Origin of the sequence: Comamonas sp. 26 (assembly GCF_002754475.1) — a bacterium.
Lineage (GTDB): Bacteria > Pseudomonadota > Gammaproteobacteria > Burkholderiales > Burkholderiaceae_C > Comamonas.
In genome coordinates this window covers 2,343,967-2,361,107 of the sequence record NZ_PEFL01000001.1, presented here as the reverse complement: position 1 = coordinate 2,361,107, position 17,141 = coordinate 2,343,967, and the positions used below count along the sequence as shown (strand labels likewise).

General features: G+C 60.0%; 18 protein-coding genes and 1 riboswitch. Of the genes, 10 read left to right on the top strand and 8 right to left on the bottom strand.

The genetic code is table 11. From position 1 onward, the window contains the following. Positions 1 to 9: 9 nt before the first annotated feature. The 4 genes from CLU84_RS10795 (at position 10) to CLU84_RS10780 (ending at position 3,171) form a co-directional block, all read left to right on the top strand. The gene (locus CLU84_RS10795; RefSeq protein WP_099737170.1) at positions 10 to 1,056 is read left to right on the top strand and encodes a methionine ABC transporter ATP-binding protein; all 1,047 of its coding nucleotides are present in this window, start codon (positions 10 to 12) and stop codon (positions 1,054 to 1,056) included. A 5-nt stretch (positions 1,057 to 1,061) separates the two neighbouring features. After that, positions 1,062 to 1,727 (top strand): methionine ABC transporter permease, encoded by a 666-nt coding sequence (locus tag CLU84_RS10790; protein ID WP_099737169.1) that lies wholly within the window; start codon positions 1,062 to 1,064, stop codon positions 1,725 to 1,727. 154 nt (positions 1,728 to 1,881) lie between these two features. Then, entirely contained in the window at positions 1,882 to 2,190 is a 309-nt protein-coding gene (locus CLU84_RS10785; protein ID WP_099737168.1) for a single-stranded DNA-binding protein, read from the top strand. Positions 2,191 to 2,370: 180 nt separating this feature from the next. Continuing rightward, positions 2,371 to 3,171, top strand: a complete 801-nt coding sequence (locus CLU84_RS10780; RefSeq protein ID WP_099737167.1) for a MetQ/NlpA family ABC transporter substrate-binding protein — start codon at positions 2,371 to 2,373, stop codon at positions 3,169 to 3,171. A 239-nt stretch (positions 3,172 to 3,410) separates the two neighbouring features. On the opposite strand, the gene CLU84_RS10775 is transcribed toward CLU84_RS10780, so the two are convergent. From CLU84_RS10775 to CLU84_RS10750, 6 genes are read right to left on the bottom strand one after another with little or no spacing between them, the layout of a single operon-like run. Further along, positions 3,411 to 4,115 carry a nitroreductase gene (locus CLU84_RS10775; RefSeq protein WP_099737981.1) on the bottom strand — a complete coding sequence of 235 codons (705 nt, stop codon included), beginning with the start codon at positions 4,113 to 4,115 and terminating at the stop codon, positions 3,411 to 3,413. Positions 4,116 to 4,141: 26 nt separating this feature from the next. Beyond that, on the bottom strand, positions 4,142 to 5,365 hold the full coding sequence (locus CLU84_RS10770) for a thiolase family protein (protein ID WP_099737166.1): 1,224 nt from the start codon (positions 5,363 to 5,365) through the stop codon (positions 4,142 to 4,144). Positions 5,366 to 5,378: 13 nt separating this feature from the next. Further along, positions 5,379 to 6,860, bottom strand: coding sequence for an AMP-binding protein (locus CLU84_RS10765; RefSeq protein WP_099737165.1), 1,482 nt, complete (start codon positions 6,858 to 6,860; stop codon positions 5,379 to 5,381). Further along, positions 6,857 to 7,450: a biotin transporter BioY gene (locus CLU84_RS10760; protein WP_099737164.1), complete on the bottom strand. Its 594-nt coding sequence runs from the start codon at positions 7,448 to 7,450 to the stop codon at positions 6,857 to 6,859. The genes CLU84_RS10765 and CLU84_RS10760 overlap by 4 nt, the downstream gene beginning before the upstream one ends. A 16-nt stretch (positions 7,451 to 7,466) precedes the next feature. Beyond that, a complete protein-coding gene (locus CLU84_RS10755; RefSeq protein ID WP_099737163.1) occupies positions 7,467 to 8,060 on the bottom strand; it encodes an energy-coupling factor transporter transmembrane protein EcfT in 594 nt (197 codons plus the stop codon). Next, positions 8,053 to 8,817: an energy-coupling factor ABC transporter ATP-binding protein gene (locus CLU84_RS10750; protein WP_099737162.1), complete on the bottom strand. Its 765-nt coding sequence runs from the start codon at positions 8,815 to 8,817 to the stop codon at positions 8,053 to 8,055. The genes CLU84_RS10755 and CLU84_RS10750 overlap by 8 nt, the downstream gene beginning before the upstream one ends. A gap of 768 nt (positions 8,818 to 9,585) precedes the next feature. Beyond that, positions 9,586 to 9,677: riboswitch (TPP riboswitch) on the top strand. 67 nt (positions 9,678 to 9,744) lie between these two features. Between CLU84_RS10750 and CLU84_RS10745 the strand changes: the two genes are divergently transcribed. The 6 genes from CLU84_RS10745 (at position 9,745) to CLU84_RS10720 (ending at position 15,789) form a co-directional block, all read left to right on the top strand. Further along, positions 9,745 to 10,827, top strand: coding sequence for a long-chain fatty acid--CoA ligase (locus CLU84_RS10745; protein WP_099737161.1), 1,083 nt, complete (start codon positions 9,745 to 9,747; stop codon positions 10,825 to 10,827). Beyond that, the gene (locus tag CLU84_RS10740) at positions 10,824 to 12,287 is read left to right on the top strand and encodes an acyl-CoA reductase (protein ID WP_099737160.1); all 1,464 of its coding nucleotides are present in this window, start codon (positions 10,824 to 10,826) and stop codon (positions 12,285 to 12,287) included. Before CLU84_RS10745 ends, CLU84_RS10740 begins: the two co-directional genes overlap by 4 nt. Continuing rightward, positions 12,277 to 13,050 carry an ABC transporter ATP-binding protein gene (locus tag CLU84_RS10735; protein WP_099737159.1) on the top strand — a complete coding sequence of 258 codons (774 nt, stop codon included), beginning with the start codon at positions 12,277 to 12,279 and terminating at the stop codon, positions 13,048 to 13,050. The genes CLU84_RS10740 and CLU84_RS10735 overlap by 11 nt, the downstream gene beginning before the upstream one ends. Further along, a complete protein-coding gene (locus CLU84_RS10730) occupies positions 13,047 to 13,853 on the top strand; it encodes an ABC transporter permease (RefSeq protein ID WP_099737158.1) in 807 nt (268 codons plus the stop codon). The genes CLU84_RS10735 and CLU84_RS10730 overlap by 4 nt, the downstream gene beginning before the upstream one ends. A gap of 22 nt (positions 13,854 to 13,875) precedes the next feature. Continuing rightward, positions 13,876 to 14,874, top strand: coding sequence for an ABC transporter substrate-binding protein (locus CLU84_RS10725; protein ID WP_099737157.1), 999 nt, complete (start codon positions 13,876 to 13,878; stop codon positions 14,872 to 14,874). 129 nt (positions 14,875 to 15,003) lie between these two features. After that, the gene (locus CLU84_RS10720) at positions 15,004 to 15,789 is read left to right on the top strand and encodes an SDR family oxidoreductase (protein WP_099737156.1); all 786 of its coding nucleotides are present in this window, start codon (positions 15,004 to 15,006) and stop codon (positions 15,787 to 15,789) included. A 55-nt stretch (positions 15,790 to 15,844) separates the two neighbouring features. Here the strand turns inward: CLU84_RS10720 and CLU84_RS10715 are convergent, their stop codons facing one another. Both CLU84_RS10715 and CLU84_RS10710 read right to left on the bottom strand, forming a co-directional pair. Beyond that, positions 15,845 to 16,273 (bottom strand): hypothetical protein, encoded by a 429-nt coding sequence (locus CLU84_RS10715; RefSeq protein WP_233210001.1) that lies wholly within the window; start codon positions 16,271 to 16,273, stop codon positions 15,845 to 15,847. A 233-nt stretch (positions 16,274 to 16,506) separates the two neighbouring features. Further along, positions 16,507 to 17,109 (bottom strand): FMN-dependent NADH-azoreductase, encoded by a 603-nt coding sequence (locus CLU84_RS10710; RefSeq protein ID WP_099737155.1) that lies wholly within the window; start codon positions 17,107 to 17,109, stop codon positions 16,507 to 16,509. Positions 17,110 to 17,141 lie beyond the last annotated feature (32 nt).

Here is a 17,141-nt window from a genome sequence, read left to right as displayed (position 1 = left end):
ATATTTTTCATGATAGAAATTCGGGATTTATCCCTGACATACCAAGGCCCCAAGGGCCCGGTGCACGCCTTGCGTGGCATCAACCTGGAAATCGCCTCCGGCGAAGTGTTCGGCATTATTGGCCGCTCCGGTGCGGGTAAAAGCTCGCTGGTGCGCTGCCTGAATTTGCTCAACCGCCCTACCGAGGGCAGCGTTGTGGTGCATGGCCGCGACTTGATGCAACTGTCCAATGCCGAGCTGCGTGCCGCGCGGCGCGACATTGGCATGGTGTTCCAGCACTTCAACTTGCTGTCATCGCGCACCGTGTATGACAACGTGGCGCTGCCGCTGGAGCTGGCCGGTGTTTCCAAGGAGGAGATTTACCGGCGCGTCACGCCGCTGCTGGAGCTGGTGGGCCTTGATCACCTGTCTGATCGCTATCCTGCACAAATCTCTGGTGGTCAAAAGCAGCGCGTGGGTATTGCCCGTGCGCTGGCCAGCAACCCCAAGGTGCTGCTCAGCGATGAAGCCACTTCGGCGCTGGACCCTGAAACCACGCGTTCGATTCTGGACTTGCTGCGCAAGGTCAACCGTGAGCTGGGCGTGACCGTGGTGTTGATTACGCACCAGATGCTGGTCATCAAGCAGATTGCCGACCGCGTGGCCGTGATTGATGGCGGCGAGATTGCCGAGCTGGGCTCGGTCATCGATGTGTTCACAAGGCCTCAGCAAGCCATTACCAAGAGCCTGATTGACGAAATCGTGCCCCAGCAGCTGCCTGAGTCAGTGATGAAGCGCGTGGCCGATCTTGCTGCCCAGCTGCAGCCCGGCCAGCAAGGCCAGCTGCTGCGTCTGTCCTATGCGGGCGAGAGCGCTTATCAGCCCATTTTGTCGCACCTGATTCGTGAACTGGGTCTGGATCTGTCGATCCTGCATGGCCAGATTGACGAAATTCAGGAGCAGACCTTTGGCTCGCTGGCGGTGTATGCCAGCGGTGAGGGCACCAAGATTGATGCCGCCGTGACCCATTTGCGTGCCAGTGGTGTGCAGGTGCAGATTGTGCCCAGCAAGGACTAAGAGCAATGTTTGAGAACTTTTCGGAAATGATGCTCCAGCTGCTGCTGGACTCCTTTTGGGAGACGCTGATCATGGTCGGCATCTCGGGCCTGATCGGCGGCGTGATCGGTATTCCACTAGGCGTGTTTTTGCGCCTGACGGATCATGGCGGCATTCTGCAAAACAGCCCCGCCAACAAAATCGTTGGCTGGATTGTAAACGCGCTGCGCTCCACGCCCTTCATCATCTTGCTGGTCGCCATCATCCCGCTGACGCGCTTTATCACCGGTTCTTCCATCGGGACCTGGGCGGCCGTTGTGCCGCTGACGATTGCCGCAGCACCCTTTGTGGCCCGTCTGGTTGAAACCGCTTTGCGTGAAGTCGATAGCGGCCTGATCGAAGCGGCTCAGTCCATGGGCGCAAGCACCAGTCAGATTGTCTGGAAAGTGCTGCTGCCCGAGGCATTGCCTGGCATCGTCGCTGGCCTGACCATCAGCTTTGTGAGCCTGACCGGCTACTCGGCCATGGCTGGGGCCATTGGCGGCGGCGGCCTCGGTGACCTGGGTATTCGCTACGGCTACCAGCGCTTCTTGCCAGATGTGATGCTGGTCGTGGTCATCATCCTGATTTTCTTTGTGCAGATCATTCAGAGCCTGGGCGACTGGGCGGTGCGCCGTCTCAGTCATCGCTGAGCCATACAGCTGCATTACGAAAATATTAGGAAATATTGGAAAGGGGGCTGATCCAGCAGGCTGGGGCAGCCCCTAGAATGAAGCTTCAAACTTTTTTTGATAGGGCCGCTCTCAAACAAGAGTGGCCATGATTTTTTTGGATAGATAACAGCAAATGATGGATGGTTTGATTACCGGCCGATTGACCGGCATTCCTGAGAGTCGCGTAGACCGCAACCGCCGCCCCTATATGGTGGCTCGCATGCGAGCGAACGCGGGTGATGGTTCGTCGATTCCTGTGAACATCGTCGCTTTTGACAATGCCCCCTGCGCCGTGCTGCGCAGCTTGGCTGAAGGTGATGCGATTGCATTGCGCGGTACCTTGACGCCCAAGGTCTGGATCGATCGCCAGGAAGAATCCCACGCCGTGCTCGACGTGGTGGCTCAGCAAGTCTTGGCAGCGCCTACGCTGTCAGATCTCTGATCGCATAGCCATCAAAAAATGCCCGCTACCGCTCTGGAGCGGGCTTTTTTGTGGGTGTCAAAGCTGCAAACTGCCAATGTGTTGCTTGCAAGTGAGCAATCTGTCTAAAGCACTGGCTTTTGATGGTCGAATCAGGCGCTACATTCAGGGTTATCCGAATTTTTGGTACAAGGAAATTTCATGCTGAACAAGCGCTCGCTTTTGCGCACAACACTGGCTGTCGCTGCGACCGCCACGCTGGGCTTTGCTGCACAGGCACAGGACAAGACCATCAAGATCGGCGTTACAGCCGGCCCCCACGCTCAGATCATGGAAGTGGTCAAGAAGGTGGCCGTCAAGAACGGTCTGAACCTCAAGATCGTTGAGTTTGGCGACTATGTTCAGCCCAATGCGGCGCTGTCTGCCGGCGACCTCGATGCCAACAGCTACCAGCACCGCCCTTACCTGGACGCGCAGCTCAAAGACCGTGGCTACAAGATCAGCTGGGTGGCTGATACCGTGAATTTCCCCATCGGCATCTATTCCAAGAAGATCAAGACGCTGGCCGAATTGCCCACGGGCGCCAAGTTCGGCATCCCCAACGACCCCACCAACGGTGGCCGCGCGCTGCTGCTGCTGCAGTCGCATGGCCTTATCAAGCTAAAAGAGGGGGCGGGCCTGAAGTCCACGCCGCTGGATATCGTGTCCAACCCCAAGAAGCTCAAATTCATTGAACTGGATGCCGCCCAACTGCCGCGCTCCCTCGATGATCTGGAGGCCTCTACCGTCAACACCAACTTCGCCATCTCTGCGGGCCTGAACCCCAAGAAGGATGCTATTGCGCTGGAGTCGGCCAAGAACCCCTATGTGAACATCATGGTGGTGCGCGAGGCGGATAAGAACCAGCCCTGGGTGGCCCAGTTGATCAAGTCCTACCATTCGGAAGAAGTGCGTCAGTTTATTGATAAAGAGTTCAAGGGCTCCGTCTTTCCGGCGTTTTGATAGTTACCCCCTGAGCCGCTTTGCGGCTTCCCCCAAGGGGGATGGCACCTTCGCCGCGAGGCGGCTCTTGCTTGGTGCCTCTTTGTTGGGGCGTGCCTGATTCGCGAGTATTTATCTAAGCGCTGCACTTGCAGCGCTTTTTTTATTGATAGCTGCTTGCGCTTGCTGCTCTTGGTTTTTGGTATGGTTTCTCTACAGAGCCTTTGAGTAGCAGGCGCTGGCAGCTATTGTTTTTGCGACTACTCCATCACTTGAAACCACTCGGCAAGCGGCGCGCGGGTGGTTTGTGTCTGGTTGACGGGGGCGGCTTCATCGGCCCAGCCGATGGCCAGACCGCAGACGATGTGCTTGTTCTCGGCCAAGCCCAGCACGCGGCGTACGGTGGCGGGGTAGGAGGCGAGGGCTCCAATGGCGCAGCTGCCCAGGCCCATGGCTGCGGCGGCGAGTTGCAGGCCGTAGAGCGTCATGCCCAGGTCCATATAGCCGCCAGGGCCGTAGTGGGAGTCGATGGTGACAACCAGCGCCACGGGGGCATCAAAGAACTGGTAGTTGCGCGCAAACTGTGCCTCGCGCCCAGCGCGGTCATCGCGGGCCACGCCTAAAGCGCCATACAGGGCCTGGGCTGAGGCCACCTGACGCTTGCGCAACTGCATAGGCATAGGGCGGGGAAAGTAGGCGTAGTCCTCGCATTCAGGCACCTGGTTTGCAACGTCTTGCAGCAGGGCACTGCTCAATTGCTCGCGCAGCGCACCGCGTACGGCAATTAACTGGCCGGGCTGCAGATTGCCACCGCTGGGGGCCTGGCGTGCGGTCAGCAGCAGTTGCTCAAGCAGGGCATCGGGCACGGCATCCGGCAGAAAGGCGCGGGTAGAGCGGCGCTGCTGCATGAAAGCAAGTGCTTGTGCATTTGCAGGTGAAATTTCGGTATTACCTAGGCTGGGCATGCGGTTGCAGCTATCAAAATAAATATTCAAAAAACGGAGCGATCTTTGCCTAGCCATTGCACCAGCGTAGCTGCACCAATGCCACCCGCGCCGGCAATGGCGGCCATGCCTAGCATCTGAGACTGGGCATCAGTCTGAGCCTTTGCTTGAAGCTGTGCCAGGCAGCGCACCAGTGCAATGGCGCCAGAGGCGCCTATGGGGTGGCCGCGGGCCAGTCCGCCGCCTTGCAGGTTGATGGACTCCGGTGCAAGGCTCAGCGCATCGCAAAAGGCCAGTCCTTGCACGGCAAAGGCATCATGCAGCTCCAGCGCAGACAAATCTTGCACAAGCAGCTCTGGTTTTGATAGCGATTTTGCGCCACGCAGCAGTGCCATGCGAGCTGCGGCAATGGCTGCCAGCAGCGGGGTTTCGGGTGCTGCGCCAATAGAAACGCTGGCCAGCCACTGGGCGCGGGGCTGCAGATTCCAGTGCACACAAGCCTCAGGCGTGGCCAGCAAAATCAGCGCCGCGCCATCTGCCTTGGCAGAGATGGTTAGAGCACTGAGGACGTGGGCATTGATATCGGCTTGGCTGGCGCTGGAGTCGTTTCCATGGGCCACCACCGGCATGCGCGCTGCACGCTCGGCTTTAATCGTGCGTGGATAGCTGTCGTGGGCTATGCCTGCCACGGCCGTAATTTCTGCACTCAGGCGCCCTTGCGCTGCCACGGCCTGGGCATGGCTGCGCAGTGCGTATTGCTCTTGCGCGCTGCGGGTGTAGCCATGCTGCAGTGCATAGTCGGCGGCGGACTGCAGCATGTCCGGGTCACGCGCCGGGTCCGGGGCAAAAGGCGGGCGTTCATAGCTTTGGGGGGCATCATCGCTGCGCATGGGGCGGGTCTGGCGTATGGGTGAGCGGCTCCAGGCTTCGGCACCGCCCGCAATCACCACCTCGGCTTGACCGGATTGCAGCAGGCCTACGGCTATGGCGATGGCATCCAGCCCTGAGCAGCATTGCGTATTGATGCTGTGCGCGGCGCAGCTGTCGGGCAGACCTGCGGCGAGCGTCAGCATGCGGGCGGGGTTGCCGCCTGCGCCCAGTGCGTTGCCAAGTACCACCGCATCTACCGCCGTTGCTGGCAGACCGCTTTGTGCCAGCAGCGACTGCAACAGCGGCGCGGCCAGTTCATGCGCCTGCAAGTGGCTGAGCGAGCCGCCCACGGGGGCGACCGGGCTTCGAGCCCAGGCAATGATGGGGGTGTGGCGGTGCATGGTGATGCGATTCTCAGCCTTGCAGTGGCAGGAGTTGGGGTAGGTCGCTTGCAGAGCAGGCGGCTTGCAATGCAAGGCCCAGTGTGCCGTGATCTGTCTTGCCGCTGGCCGTGTGGGGCCAGTCTGGGCAGATCCACCATTGGCGCGGTACCTTGAAGGCCTCGGTGCGCTCGCGCAGCCACTGGCTCAGCGCCATTGCGCCGGGATGTGGTTCCTGCATATCTGGTTTCCATTGCACGACGGCCTGCACCTGCATGCCGCGCAGTGCATCGGAGCTGCCGTGCAGCGAGACATGGGCGATGTGCGGGTGTTGGCCCAGCAGGTTTTCGATTTCTTCGGGAAACAGGTTTTTGCCCTGCGTGACGATCATACGGCTCTGGCGGCCTGCCAGGCATAGCATGCCGCGCTCGTCGATATGGCCCATGTCGCGCACGGAAAGCCAGTTCCCATCGCGCAGCACGGCTGTGGGGTCGTGGGCGTCGCCCACATAGTCCATGAACAGCATGGGACTGCGGATATAGATCAGCCCATCGCCCTCTTGGCTGCGGCTTGCTTCGGCCACGCTATGGTCTGTCGTGCTGCGAATATCAATTTGCACATTGCTGAAGGGCCGGCCCACGGCCTGCGGGCTGCTGGCTTCGTCGGCATCCATCCACGCCACAAAGCTGGCTTCTGATGCGCCATAAAACTCAATGATGCGGGCCTTGGGGAACAGCGCACGCAGCGCAGGCGTGTGGTCGCGCATCCAGCGTGCGCCGCTGATGGTGATGAGTTCCACCTCGGGGATAGGGCACAGCTTGCGGTGCTCGGCCCATTGCAGCATCAGCAGCAACTGGCTGGGCACGGCGATGAGGCAGGGCGTGTCGCCTTGGGCCAGAGTGCTCAGACAGCGCGAGGCGGAAAACTTCTCTTGCATGACGGCGCCGCAGCCATACCAGATGCCTTGCATGGCACCGAACAGAAACAGCGAGTGCGAGATGCGCCCTGGTGCCAGCGTGCGCTGGGCCACTACCGGGCCAAAGTCTTGCAGACCGACGCGAAAGCTCTCTGTCCACGACTGATGGTGGCGCTTGAAGCCTTTGGGCACGCCCGTGCTGCCTGAGGTAAAGCCGGTATAGAAGGGCGCGAGGGGCGAGGCTGCATTCAGGTTGCTTGGGGCATTGGGCAGCCAGCTTTCAATGCGCTGGCGCACGGCAGGCTGCCAGTCTGGGTCAGCCACTGCGGCGCAGCGGCCGCTGTGAATGACGGCCAGAAAGTCCACCAGCCGTTCCAGCGTGGACTGGCTGGCATCCAGCAGCACCATCTGCGGTGCGTGCTGGGCAATGAGCTTGGCTGATCGCTGCTCTACGGCGGTGTGCAACTGCGCAAAGGTCCACGCGCCTGCTTCGCTTTCAAGCGCAATGGCGTCGGGCCGCTGCTGCGCCCAGTGGGCCAGGGGGCCGTGAACCAGCTGCCAGAAACCTTCTAGCGGAGCGGATACAGGCAATGCGCTCATCGACGGCCGCCGAAGCGCCAGTCAGGCATGCCGCGCGCCACGGTGTGGACGATGATGGCGCAGAGAATGCATTTGATGAAGTCGCCGGGCACAAAGGCCAGCGTCACTTTGAAGGCCTGCACAAAGCTCATATTGGCCAGTTGCATGAGGCCCAACACGCCAAAGGCATGCAGACACAGCAGACCACCGACCACGGAGGCGATAAAGGCGCTGAAGGCTGTGCGGCGGGGCGTGCTTTGCGGCAGGGTCGCCATGATGGCACCCGTAATGCCAGCGGCCAGCGCATAACCGATGAGATAACCGGCAGACGGTGCCATGAACACGCCAATACCGCCGCGCCCGCCAGACAAAAGGGGCAAGCCCACGGCCACGGCAGCGAGGAATAGCAGCATGGACTGCAGACCGCGCCACGGGCCGAGCATGACGCCTGCCAGCATCACGCCCAGCGACTGGATGGTGATGGGCACGCCAAACGGCAGGTCAATCTTGGGGATCAGGCCCATCACGGCCATCAGCGCCGCGAACAGCGAGACCTGAGCCATGGAGCGTGCGCCTTGGCGCGATACGGTGTGGGAGGAAGAAGTGTTCATCATGTCTCCGAAAAATTTAGAAGCCCAGTCGTGCCCAGAGGGCGTCGGCCACACGACGCGTGGCCTGCAGCATGTGAATCGTCAGCGGTGCAATCAGGCGCAGGCCGCCGCTTTTGCCGGTGCGCAGGCGGTAGGCGTCGTCCAGATTTTTCCATTGCACAAAAAAGTGTTCGGTAAAGCGCAGCATCAGCGCAATTTGCATGGCCACGCGCTCGGTAGGAATCCCCAGTTTGGCAAGCGGCGAGAGCAGCCACTCCAGCACCTCCACCAGATCGCTGGGGCGGGTGGTAATGGTCAGAGCAATGCCCAACGTAGATGCGCAGATCAGCCGCAGGGCGCTGGCAGCGGCCAGTTCACGGTTGCCCATGAAAACATGAAAGCCCGCCACCAGCAGCGCCGCGATGATGACCGAGCGCATCAGCCTGCGGGCAATCTGCGTGGCCTGGCCTAGCGACAGCCACAGCATCATGCAAAACACGCCGCAGCCCGCCAGCAGCAAGGGGGAGGCTATTAAAAACAATAGCGTGCCAAACACGGCTAAAAGCAAGAGCTTGAGCCCGGCTGGCCAGCGGTGCAGCCAGGTGGCGTATTGGCTGTAGAGGCTACCCATGGTGTGGCTCGCCTGTGTGCGGGGTGGCTGCGCTTGAAGGATTCAGACTGGCAGCCAGTTCTGCGGAGATTTGTGCCGCAACCGCCTCTTCATAAGCGCTGCAGACCTCGCGGCCGGGGCCGTCGCCGCGCAGCTTGCCTTGTTCCAGCCAGATCACGCGCTCAAAGTCGCGCACATGCTCGAGTACGTGGGTAGAGACCAGAATTTGCTGGGGCGCAGCGGCAATGTCCCGCGCCAGCCGCGCCTGTCCGAGCAGGTCCAGGCTGGCAAAAGGTTCATCAAGCAGCAGCACCTGGGGCGATGCAATCAGCAGCGACAGCCAGCATACCTGCTGACGCTGGCCCTGGCTGAGACTGCTGACGGCGCGCTCGGCCCAGTGGGCCAGTCCGCGCTCAGTCAGCAGCTCGCGGGCTTTGGCCTTGGCTTGTTGCTTGTTCAAACCCTTGGGGCGCAGACCCAGTGCCAGTTCTTCCTCTACGGTGGGGAAGATGATCTGGTCATCGGGGTTTTGAAACATCAGGCCGACAAGGCCGGGGTTGTGCTGGCGTGCTTGCAGCAAATCTGCGCCGCCCATCAGCACCTGCCCGGTCTGTGGAATCTCCAGCCCACACAGCAGTCTGAACAGGCTGGATTTGCCTGCGCCGTTGTTGCCAATAACGCCGATGCGCTTTTGCTGCAGCGTCAGGTTCAGCCCATCAAACACCGTGGTCTGGCCGCGCTGCAGGCGGATATCGAGCAGTTGCATGCCGCTGCTCATGCGCAGACTCCTGCTGGCCGCTGAGGTGCGAGGACGGACGGGATTGGATGGGGAAAGTGAGGGCGAAGGACTGACATACAGAGCTGACTGGCGAAACCTTGGCCCTCAGCAGCAAAAACGGTCTGAGGGTTGCGATGCAGGCGGATTCTAGCGCTGTGAATTTGCTTTCAAAAGCATGCAATTGCTGCGCTTTTTATATGAATTTCCTATAAGAAATGATTTCTTCACTTTTGCGGCTTTGCGGTGAATGTTTAAAGGCACTTTGGCTTCAGTTAACAGATAGATCGTGCAAAGATGGCGGGAGAACGTTTTTTGTGCGTCTTTTATGCAGTCTTTGTCGCTCAATCTCGCTTAACTTGCGTATTAGTGCGTTTGAAGATCAATGCGTTTGGCCGTTGTTGCCGGTGTTTTGGCGCAGCTTGCCGCGCAGATCGGCGGTGGTGCTTTGAAAACCAGTATTTAAAAGCCTGATTGGAGGCTTGAAACGCTGTTTTTTGCTTTGCTGCAGGCAAAAACAGGGGGTGAAAAAAGTTGAAAAATTTCAGTAAGGGCAGTGGTTTTTATAAAAAACGGCTCCTGCGCTTGGGTGCTCAGGGTCAAAAGACTCCTAACTTCCATGTGGATGCAAGGTGTTGAGCACTATCGATATGGCTTGAGAAGCAATACCTGAGCCAGTTTCAGGGCACAGAGTCCTTTTGCTATGCGTGCGCAGCGCTTGATGGGGCAAGGCTAGCGCAGTCCGTACGCCCACCCGGTGAGTTAAGATGCTGCCGCGCTCCGGGGTGCACGCAAGTGCTGAGATCTACACCCGTGAACTTGATCCGGGTTATTCCGGCGGAAGAAGAGCTTGCACCCTGCACAATCCTGCTCAAGTGGCACTGGCAAGGGGGCCTTCGGAGCACCTCATCTCGCTCTCGAAGGAATTTCATGGACAAGGCCGCTTCACTGGTTGCAGACCTGCTGGCATTTATTGCGCAGGATGCTTGTACCGACGACCAGTTTGATCAACTCGCCCTGCGGCAGTTCGCCTATCAGTACGAATCTAATACCCCGTTTCGCAGCTTTTGCCAGCGACGCGGTGCCACGCTGCGCAATGTCAGGACCTGGAGCGATATTCCTGCTGTGCCCATTGATGCCTTCAAGGCAATGGAATTGCGCAGCCAACCCGCATCGGCCACAGAGCGCATTTTCATGACCAGCGGCACCACAGGCCGCGCGGCGCGCGGGCGGCACTTTCATCCGCAGCTGGATGTATATGACCTGTCGATGAAACGCTATTTTGCGCAGCGCTTTATGCAAGGGGCTGAGCGCCTGCCCATGGCTATTTTGTTCCCCGATGAACAGGCCATGCCCAATTCATCGCTGGCCCACTATCTGGCGCTGGCCAAATCAGAATTTGGCACGCCTGACAGTCGCTACTTTTTGGGCTCTGAAGGGCTGGATGTGCCGGGCCTGTGCGCCGCGCTGGAGGAGTCTCAGCGCAGCGGACAGCCTTATGCGCTGCTGGGTGCCAGCTTCAGTCTGGTGCATGTCATGGACGCTTTGCGTGCGCAGGGCCTGCGTTTTCAGCTGCCTGCAGGCAGCCGCATTCTGGATACGGGCGGCTACAAAGGGCAGTCGCGTGAGTTGCCGCTTGAAGAGTTCTATGCCGATCTGAGCGATCTGCTGGGCGTTCCGCGCACGCACTGCATCAATATGTATGGCATGACGGAGCTGAGCACGCAGTTCTATGACGACGGCAACGCAGTTCTGCCTTCGGTCAAGTCTGGCCCGCACTGGATTCGCTCGCGCCTGGTTGAGCCCATTACGGGACGCAGCGTGGCCGCTGGCGAACGCGGCATTCTGGTGCACTGCGATCTGGCCAATTACAACTCTGTCAGCACCATCCTGACGGAAGACGTGGGCCTGTGGGCAGATGGCGGCTTTTTGTTGCTGGGCCGTGCTGAGGGTGCTGCGGCCAAGGGCTGCTCTTTGGCCGTGGATGAATTTGTGAAAGCCGCCAGCGCATGACGGCCAACAGCAAGGTGCAGCAGATCAAGGCCGGTTATTTGCCGGGGCTGAGCGACGACGAGGTGCAGTGGCATGTGCTGCACTTTGAGCGCAATGGCACGCGGCTGGAAGTGTCTGTGCCTATGCTGACTGGCGAGCAGATGCAGGCGCTGGCAAACCGGGTGCGTAATGCTGCGGCCAAGCATCTGCGCAGCATGACAGTCGCCCAGATCATCGACGTGATTGACCGCGCCATGGCGCGCCTGCTCGACCGCAATGACGCTTATCGCCAGCAGGCCGAGGCCTGGCTGCCCGTGGTCAGCGGCTATGACGCAGATATGGTTCGCCTTGGCCTGACGGGATTTTTCAAGACCTTTCGCGCCGCGCAGCTCAAACGCTTTGTGGCCGAGGACTTTGCCAACCCTGCGGTGCTGGATGGTTTTCAGCCCGCGCCAAAGGGTGGTGCTGTGCGTGCCTTCGGGCCTGATTTGCTGGTGCACAGCTGGGCGGGCAATGTGCCTGCGCTGTCGCTGTGGAGCCTGATTTGTGGGCTGCTGGTCAAAGCCCCTGCCGTGGGCAAGCTGGCCAGTGCCGAGCCCTTGTTTGCAGGCTGGTTTGCACGCTTGCTGGCCGAAATTCATCCGCCGCTGGCCGATTGTCTGGCTGTGGTGTGGTGGCGCGGAGCGGGCGGCGAGGAGGCTGATGCGCTGTATGCGCAGGCCGATACGGTGCTGGCCTATGGCGGCAACCAGACGCTGGATACGCTGCGCAAGCGCCTGCCGGTGACAACACGCTTTTTACCCCATGGCCACAAGCTGGGCTTTGGCCTGATTGGCACTGCGGCGCTGGATGCTCTCAAAGCTCCGGCAGTCGCCCGGCTGGCGGCGTGGGACGTGATGCGCTACGACCAGCAAGGCTGCTACTCGCCCCATGTCTTTTATGTAGAGCGTGGCGCGCCCGTGCCGCCGCGTGCGTTTGCCGACTATCTGGCTGCCGAGCTGGCCAATCTGCAGCGCCGCTTTGCGCGCCGTGAGCTGGACCTGGAAGAGGGCGCTACGGTGGCCCGCTGGCAGCAGACTATGGAGTGGGCTGGCGATACACACCAGTTGCTGGGCCCGGTAGATGCCGCGTGGAGTGTGGCCTACAGCGACAGCTTGCAGCCGCTGGCACCCACGGCGCTGTACCGCACGATTGCGGTGGTGGCGGTGGACCGGCTTGACCACGTGCTACCCGTAGTTGCCGCACAGCGCGAGTTTTTGCAGACCGCAGGCATTGCCGCTGGACCTGAGGAGCTGTACCGGCTGGCCGATTTGCTGGGTGCTGCGGGTGTCACGCGCATCAGCGCCATTGGTTCCATGAGCATGCTTGAGGCAGGCTGGCACCACGACGGGCGCTTTAACCTGCTTGATCTGGTGCGCATGACCGAGATTGAACAGTCGGCCGAGCTGGCGGCGCAGCCGCTTGCAAGCTATGCAGATTGACGAGGGCAACGCCGCCATGGCTTTTCTGGATATTGAGCAGGCCGTCTTTACCTACCCGGGCCGACCGCCGGTAGTCGATGGGGTGAACTGGCGCATGCAGGCCGGTGAATTTCATTGCCTGCTGGGCAGAAGCGGCTGCGGCAAGACCACGCTGCTCAAGCTGGCAGCGGGTTTGCTGCGCCCGCAGTCGGGGCGCATTTTGCTGCGCGGGCAAGAGCTGGCAGAGCCGGGGCCGCAACTGGGCTTTATGTTTCAGGCCCCGACGCTGCTGGACTGGCATACGGTGCTCAGCAATGTGCTGCTGCCCGTGTCGCTGCAGCGCAAGCCTTCCCAGCAAGACGTGAGCAATGCGCTGAGTTTGCTGGAGCAACTGGGCCTGTCAGCCCATGCGCAGCATTACCCGCGCCAGCTTTCGGGCGGCCAGCAAAGCCGCGTTGCGCTGGCAAGAGCCTTGATTCTTGAGCCGCCGCTGCTGCTGCTGGATGAGCCGTTTGCGGCGCTGGATGCCATCACCCGTGCCGAGCTGCAAGACGATTTGCTGCGCACCTGCCGCGAGCATGGCACGACGGTGCTGTTTGTGACGCATGACATTAACGAGGCCGTCTATCTGGGTGACCGCATCGCCCTCATGCATGCCGGGCGCATTGTGAATGACTGGGCGATTGAGCTGCCCGAGCCGCGCACGCAGGACATGCGCCATGGCGCCGTGTTCAACGAATACTGCGCGCGCGTGCGCGCAGCCATGGAAAAGGGCGTGGCATGAATGCTTTGCTGAACAGACCGCGCTTGCTATCTGCTTTGCTTTTGATAGCTACTCTCGCAATATGGGAGCTGGCTACAAGGCGATTTAACCTGTCTGCTCTGGTGCTGCCGCCGCCTTCTGCTGTGGCAGTGTCGCTGTGGTCTGGGCTGGTATCCGGCTACTTCTGGCCGCATTTGGTTTCCACATTGAAGGCGCTGCTGCTGGGGCTGGCCATGGGCAGTGCCGTGGGGCTGCTGGCTGGCATGGCACTGGCGGAGTCTGAGCTGCTGGAGCGCGTGCTCAAGCCTTATGTGGTGGTCAGTCAGGTTGTGCCCAAGCTGGCGCTTGCCCCGCTGTTTGTGCTGTGGTTTGGCTTTGGCATGCTGCCCACGGTGCTGATTACGGCACTGATCTGCTTTTTCCCTTTGATGGAAAACACGCTTACAGGGCTGCGCCAGGTCGATGCCCAGCGGCTGCAGCTGTTTCGCATGCTGGGGGCTACACGCCTGCAGACCTTGCTGCAGCTGAAACTGCCGACCGGGCTGCCCGCCATTCTTGCGGGCCTGCGCGTTGCCGTGGTGCTGGCGCTGGTCGGCGCGGTGGTGGCTGAATTCATGGGTGCCAGCCAAGGTCTGGGTGCCGTGGTGATTACGGCGCAGGGAATGATGGACACTCCCTTGATGTTTGCCGCGCTGGTGCTGATTGCGGCCATTGGCCTGCTGCTGTATCAGGCCTGCCTGATGCTGGAGCGGCGCTTGCTGCGCTCTCATCACTTCGTTGTTTCTGAAATTTCGCAAGTTGCTCAATTGGGCAGCAAGCTTTGATGGCTTTTACTGAACGCTTTTTATGCAGATATCGAACAAGCTCCCCACCATCTCCCGCCGCAGCCTGATCGGCGCTTGCGCAGGTCTGTCTGCGCTTTCTCTGACGAGTGCCAGCATGGCGAATCCCATGCAGGGCAAGATTCGGCTGGCAGGCTGGAGCAAGCCCATCAGCGAAATCACCAATCTTTTGGCTGAGCCTGAAAAAGGTTTCTTCAAGGGCCATGGCGTAGAGCTGGACTACCTGCCCGGCGCAGGTGGCGGTGATGCCATTCGCAATATTTTGAGCGGTCAGGCCGATGTGGCGTTTACCGACCCCGGCTCCTTCTTTATGGCGTTGGACAAGGGCGAGAAGCTGGTCGCCATCTACGACATCTACCCGCAAAACGTGTTCAACGTGGTCTCGCTCAAGACTTCTGGCATTCGCAAGCCGGCCGATCTCAAGGGTAAGAAGATTGGTGTCTACAGCCTGGCTAGCGGCACGCGCCAGAACCTGCTGGTGATGCTGCATCAGGCGGGCCTCAAGGAGTCAGACGTGACCATCGTCGTGACCGGTCTGCTCAACTTCGCGCCCTTGATGCAGGGGCAGGTTGATGCCACAGCCGCCACCGATACCGGCTTGGCCGTTGGCCTGCGCAAGGGGATTGGCGAGGTCAATGTGATGCAAGTGAGTGAGTACTTGAATATGTCCAGCGACATGTTTGTGGTGCGCGAAGAAGTGCTGCATCAGAAGAAAGACCTGCTCAAGGCCTTTGTGCGTGGCTACCGCGAGAGCGCTGCCTGGATGCTTGCCAACCCCGAAGAAGCCTCGGTTCTGGCCAGCAAATACGCGATTGATGGAACGCGCCGTGATATCAATCTGGATGTGATTCGCCTGCGCAACGCCTCTTCACTGCCTGCCGTGCAAGGGCAGGCCCTGGGCAGCTTTGATCTTGCTGCCTTGCAAAAGGGTGCTGATGCCTATCGTGCGCTGGGCATGGTGCAGCGGAAGATCAAGGTGTCCGATGTGGTGGTGGCGTTGTAATACCCCCTGAGGCGCTTTGCGCCTTCCCCTGAAACAGGAAGCAAGGGGACGACATCATCGCGGCGGGGCGGCTCTTGCTTGCTGTCTCTGGGGTGGTGAGCGCCAGTTTTTGACCGGAAATCAGAAAATATGAGTCAATCTTCTTTAATGGGTCTGCGCGGCAAAGTGGTGCTGGTGACGGGTGCCAGCCGCGGCATTGGTGCGGCGATTGCTCTGGCCTTTGCGCGTGAGGGCGCGACGGTGGTGGTGAACTATCTGTCTAACGATGCGGCGGCAGAGCAGACCGTGGCAGCCTGTCAGGCCGCAGGGGGCGATGCATGGGCGGTGAAGGCCGATGTGGGCAACGCGACTGAAGTTCAGGCCATGGTGGACAGCATCGTGCGCGATGCAGGCTGTATCGACATGGTGGTCAACAACGCCTTCAAGCCCTACACCTTTGACCCTGAGCAGCGTCGCCGCTTTGATGATCTAGAGTGGAGCGACTACCAAAGCCAGTTTGATGGTGCAGTGGGCGCGGCCTTCAATGTTTGCCGTGCGGTGCTACCGCAAATGCGCCAGCGGGCGCGGGGCAGCATTGTGAATATCGTCAGTAACTTGGTAGAGAACCCGGTCGTTCCTTATCACGACTACACCACGGCCAAGGCGTCTTTGGTGGGCTTTAGCCGCAATCTGGCCAGCGAGCTGGGGCCTGTGGGCATTCGCGTCAACTGCGTGGCGCCGGGGCTGGTCTACCCGACACAGGGCAGCCAGAGCACCAAAGAAGCATTTCGCGAATCACTGATGGCCGCCACGCCGCTGCGTCGCTTGGCCCGGCCCGAGGATGTAGCGGGGCCGGTGCTGTTTCTGGCATCGGATCTCAGTTGCTTTATGACCGGGCAGGTGCTGCTGGTCGATGGCGGGCTTGTGATGCGTTGACGATGTTGAAGGCTGGTCTAGCAAACCTTCGCCTCTTATTGCTTCTTATTGCTTCTTATTGCTTGGCCGTAGCTTGCGCATGCTCCATCGCATCAATGATGGCGACGCCGGTCTGTTGCACGCCGGGGGCGTTGAAGCCGGGGCCGGGGGTGACGGACGGGTGACTCAGCAGCTTTTCAGCCATGCTGGGTTGGGCGGGGGCTGCTTGTGATGCTTGTGCCGCCTGCGCAGGGGACGGGCCTTGAGCGGCTGGCGCTGGGGTGTCTTCCTGAGCGGATTTCAGGTAATCGTTGTAGCGTTTGTAGGCTTGGCGATCGTTGCGGGTCTGCGCTTGCTGCTCTGAGTGCTGCAGGTATTTATAGGTGGCCGTACCTAAGATAAGTGATGCCAGCAAAAACACGCCAATAGCGGTGACGACGTAGTTTTCGTCAGAACGCGGCGGTGAGTGTTGAATGGCAGCAGGTATGGAGCGAGTAGGGGGCATGGAAAGCGCAACCCTGAGTCAGCAGAGCCGCACCCAAGGGTTGAAAAGTATCTAACTGTTTTTAGAGTATCAAAAAACAGTAGTCCTACGATTGCATCTCGGCATTTTTTACAAACGATTGGTAGTAAATGCCTGCTGGATCAAGCTTGCGCAAGGTTTTGAATGCAAAAAAGCCGGTAGCGCTCAAGGTGTACCGGCTTTTTTGTGGGTGATGCTCTGACTATTGCTGACGATTAGGCAGCCACGATTTGAGCCTTGGCGGCTTGCAGGGCTGCAGCCTTGGCTTCTGGGCCCATGGCCACGCCTTCAGCGCGCACGATGGCGACGTCGGTCACGCCCATGAAGCCGAACATCACTTTCAGGTAGCTTTCCTGGTGTTCCATGGCTTGGCCGGCTTCGCTGCTGGAGTAAGCACCGCCGCGTGCCGAGGCCACGATGACTTTTTTGTCGCCAGCCAGACCCACGGGGCCTGTAGCGGTGTACTTGAAAGTACGGCCAGCCTGGGCGATGCGGTCCAGCCAGGCCTTCAGCTGGGTGGGAATGGTGAAGTTGTAGAAGGGGGCGCCCACGACGATCACGTCGGCGGCCAGGAACTGGCTGACCAGAGCTTCTGAGACAGCGTTTTCCTGGCGTTCGATTTCGGTGGCGGCAGCCTGGCCGGTGCGGAAGCCCATAGATTGAGCGCTCAGGTGGCTGGGGGCATTCACGGCCAGGTCCAGATAGTCCACTTGCGCTTCGGGTTTGGCTTGCTTGAGGCTGGCAACGATGTCGGCAGTCAGTTCACGAGTGATGGAGTTGGTGCCGGTGATGGAAGAGTCAATGTGCAGGATTTGCATGTCGGTTTCTATACGGTGAGTTAAAGAATACT